The organism is Microbacterium sp., from assembly GCF_047607465.1.
Classification (GTDB): Bacteria; Actinomycetota; Actinomycetes; order Actinomycetales; family Microbacteriaceae; genus Microbacterium.
Map to the genome: position 1 here is coordinate 1 of NZ_JASGCY010000014.1, position 3,165 is coordinate 3,165.

Annotated in this window: 5 protein-coding genes and 1 pseudogene; all 6 read right to left on the bottom strand. The window is 68.0% G+C overall.

Annotation, left to right across the window (positions count from 1 at the left end; all coding sequences use genetic code 11):
- Positions 1–99: 99 nt before the first annotated feature.
- Positions 100–1,380 (bottom strand): ABC transporter substrate-binding protein, encoded by a 1,281-nt coding sequence (locus tag QM568_RS01500; RefSeq protein ID WP_415135101.1) that lies wholly within the window; start codon positions 1,378–1,380, stop codon positions 100–102.
- A gap of 105 nt (positions 1,381–1,485) precedes the next feature.
- Positions 1,486–1,893 carry a pilus assembly protein TadG-related protein gene (locus tag QM568_RS01505; protein WP_415135103.1) on the bottom strand — a complete coding sequence of 136 codons (408 nt, stop codon included), beginning with the start codon at positions 1,891–1,893 and terminating at the stop codon, positions 1,486–1,488.
- Complete coding sequence (locus tag QM568_RS01510; RefSeq protein WP_415135105.1) at positions 1,890–2,354, bottom strand: TadE/TadG family type IV pilus assembly protein; 465 nt, start codon at positions 2,352–2,354, stop codon at positions 1,890–1,892. Before QM568_RS01510 ends, QM568_RS01505 begins: the two co-directional genes overlap by 4 nt.
- A complete protein-coding gene (locus QM568_RS01515; protein ID WP_415135107.1) occupies positions 2,326–2,724 on the bottom strand; it encodes a TadE/TadG family type IV pilus assembly protein in 399 nt (132 codons plus the stop codon). Before QM568_RS01515 ends, QM568_RS01510 begins: the two co-directional genes overlap by 29 nt.
- Positions 2,725–2,732: 8 nt before the next feature.
- Positions 2,733–2,930 carry a hypothetical protein gene (locus QM568_RS01520; protein WP_415135109.1) on the bottom strand — a complete coding sequence of 66 codons (198 nt, stop codon included), beginning with the start codon at positions 2,928–2,930 and terminating at the stop codon, positions 2,733–2,735.
- A gap of 23 nt (positions 2,931–2,953) precedes the next feature.
- A pseudogene (locus QM568_RS01525) lies at positions 2,954–3,165 on the bottom strand (type II secretion protein F); the annotation flags it as partial.

Below are 3,165 nucleotides of genomic sequence, written 5' to 3' on the forward strand. Positions count from 1 at the left end.
GTTCGTGCCGCGCAGGCGAGTCGATGACGCTGTCGGCTGAGGTGCGCAGGCTCGTGGCGGGGTTCGCTCCGCTGCGCGAACCCCGCCACGGCGCCGCGATCAGCCCAGGACCACCTGAGCTTCGCTGAAGAACTCGGCGACCGCGTCATCGACGGTCTTCGTCCCCAGCCCCAGCTCCTTGCCGAGGTCCCAGAACTTCTGCTCGAGCGATCCGTAGCCGACGACGGCGGGCGGCGGCGTGTCGCCGATGCGGTCCTTCACCGACTCGATGTAGTCCGCGACCTGCTTGTCGGCGCCTTCGAGCTTCGCGCCGTCGAGCTTGCTGCTGGAGGCCGGGAAGCCGAGCGTGGTGCCGAAGACCTCCCCGGCCTCCGGGCTGTTCACGATGTAGTCGAGGAAGATCGCGGCGGCCTCGGGGTGCTCTGTGCCGGCGGAGATCGCGATCTGCAGGCCGCCCTGACGGTAGAGGTCCTTCGCATCGGGATCGTCCGTCGGCGGAGCGATGATCGAGATCGATGATGCACCGGAATCGGCGAGATAGCCGCCGAGGAAGTTGCTCCAGCTCATCTCGCTCGCCGTCTTGGCAGCGCCGAAGCCCGAGATCGGGCTGATCTCCTCGAGCTGCTGCTGAGCGATGGCGACGCCGTCGCGCAGGTCGGAGCCCGAGTTCCAGAAGTCGGCCAGCTCGTCCTCGGTGAATCCGAGCTCTCCATCCTCCGTGTAGAGGTTCTTGCCCTCGGCTCGCAGCCGGAGCTCGAACACCTGGATGCGCTGGGTGTAATCGGTCCCGCCGAAGATCGCACCCCCGGTGGCCTCTGTCACCGAGGCCATCCAGTCGTCGAACTCGTCGTAGGTCTGACCGCCTTCGGGCGCATCGATGCCGGCCTGGGCGAGCAGGTCGTCATTGACGAAGTTCGCCCAGAGGCTGAAGCCGGTCGGCAGGGAGTACTGCGTGCCGTCCAGGCGACCGGTCCCCAGCAGTGCGTCTTCGAAGGTCGTGAAGTCGATGTAGTCCTTCACGGTGTCGAGATCGAGGATGGTGCCGCTCTCGCCGTACTGGCGCAGATAGCTGTCGGAGAACTGGAAGACATCGGGGAGGCTGCCGCTGGCGGCCTCCGTCTGACGCTTCTCCCAGTAGCTGGCGAAATCCGTGAAGGTCGTGTTGATCGTGATCTCGGGGTGCTCTTCGTTGAACTTCTCGATCAGCTGGTTGTAGCGGTTCGCCCGATCATCGTTGCCCCAGAAGGCGAAATCGAGGGAGACCGTCTCGTCAGGATCGTAGGCACTCGACGAACCGGTGTCGGCTGGGCTGCAGGATGCGAGCACGAGCGTGGATGCCGCAGCGAGTGCGGCGAGGGCGATGGTGCGCTTGCGGAACATCGTTGTCCTCTCTAGCAAGGGGAAAGCGTTTCCCGTCCACCGTACACAGCCACGTCCTGCGCGCACAAGGGGCTTTTGAAACGATTCGATACCGACGCCGTCGGCTCATTGCAGCGCGGTGCGGCTGATGCCGGTCGCCTCCAGCGCCACGCCGTCTGGCACGAACACCGAGACGAGCGGCGGATGCCAGACGCCCGCCACCGCGACCCGGGCGGAGACGCCGTCCGGCGTCTCCGCCCGGACGATGCTCGCGCTGCCGGGGAGCGCCGCCAGCAGCGCCTCGGCCTGCTCAAGGACCCCCTCATCGGTCAGCTCGAGGCGGGCGCCTGCGCCGTCGACGACGAAGACGAAGCCGTCTGCCCCGGCGAGCGCTGCGGAATCGGCCAGCGAGTCCAGGCGCTTCTGGGCGATGTAGAGATCGGTCGCGCACACGCAGACGAAGATCACGGCGATCGCGAGCAGCGCGTAGCCGATGGCCAGCAGCAGGACGCTGCCCTCGTCATCGCGCTTCACGATCCTCCTCCTGTCCCCCACAGCCGCGACATCTTCTGCACCGCCACCGCTTCGATGGGGATCGCCGTCGAACGGTCGAGCCCCAGCACCGGCGGCATGAGCGGAAGAGGTGTCATGGCGGAGACGACGACCGTCACCGTGGCACCGGCGGATGGGCACTCGACGCCGGTCGGGGTGCACGACAGGGCGATCTCGACGGAGTCGGGGTTCAGGCCGTACTCGTCGACGATCCCGGCGAGCACCTGCTCGGTGCGCAGCGTCGCCGTCTCGGCATCCGATGCCTGAGAGATCACGCGAGCGGTGTGCCGTGCCGCGGCCTCCACCCCCAGCGTCTGCTGCTGCAGGAGTCCGAGTGCTGCGATGAGGTAGACCAGGGGCACGAGGAGGATGAGCCCGACGGTGATGAACTCCAGCGCCGCCGAGCCCTCCTCGTCACCCGCCCAGCGATTCCATCGGCGCATGGGCTTCCACCTCCAGCGCGTATGGCACTCCGATGAGGCCGATCACCGGCAGCGTCGTGCGGACGTGCACCGCGACCGCCTGCTGACCGGCCACGTCGACGGTGCCGACCGTGATCTCCTCGGCGTACGACGCGCCGACCGCGCGGGTGATCGCGAGGCGCGTCCGTTCGGCGCCGTCCTCGGGGGCGGTGTCGGCGAGGGCGGCGTAGTACGCGCCCTCGACCGCGGCGTCGTGGACGACGTTGCGCACGTACGTCGCCAGAGCGACCTGCAGCACGGCGAGGGTGAGCAGCGTGAGCAGCGTGCCGACGAGCAGGAACTCCACGGGGCTCGAGCCGCGGTCGTCCGCGAGGTGCCGACGCAGACCCATGCGCGCGCTCAGATCCCCGAGACCCGCTTGATGGCCTGCTCGAAGAGATCGGTGAGCGCGGGGCCGGCCACGGCCCAGATCACGACCACCAGTGCTGCCGTCATCAACGTCACCAGCACCCAGCCGGGCACATCGCCGCGTTCGTCGTCGGCGAGGTCGCCCACCCAGTCGGAGCTCCGATGCCACCAGCGTCGCAGAGTCGTCATGTTCTGTCCTTTCCCTGGTGCGATCAGCCGATGCCGAGTCGCAGGATGAAGAGCCCCGGCCACACCGCGAAGAGCACGGAGAGGGGCAGGATGAGGAAGACGAGCGGCAGGAGCATGAGGATCTCCTTGCGCCCGGCCTGCTCGATGAGCGTTCGTTTGGCGTCTTCGCGGGCGTCGGAGGCCTGCGCGTGCAGGACTCCCGCCAGCGGTGCGCCGTGCTCGAGGGCGGCGATCA

Excerpts from the sequence above, each read along its gene's own strand:
- QM568_RS01500 (WP_415135101.1), bottom strand. The coding sequence starts at position 1,380 with ATGTTCCGCAAGCGCACCATCGCCCTCGCCGCACTCGCTGCGGCATCC.
- QM568_RS01520 (WP_415135109.1), bottom strand. The coding sequence starts at position 2,930 with ATGACGACTCTGCGACGCTGGTGGCATCGGAGCTCCGACTGGGTGGGC.
- QM568_RS01510 (WP_415135105.1), bottom strand. The coding sequence starts at position 2,354 with ATGCGCCGATGGAATCGCTGGGCGGGTGACGAGGAGGGCTCGGCGGCG.
- QM568_RS01515 (WP_415135107.1), bottom strand. The coding sequence starts at position 2,724 with ATGGGTCTGCGTCGGCACCTCGCGGACGACCGCGGCTCGAGCCCCGTG.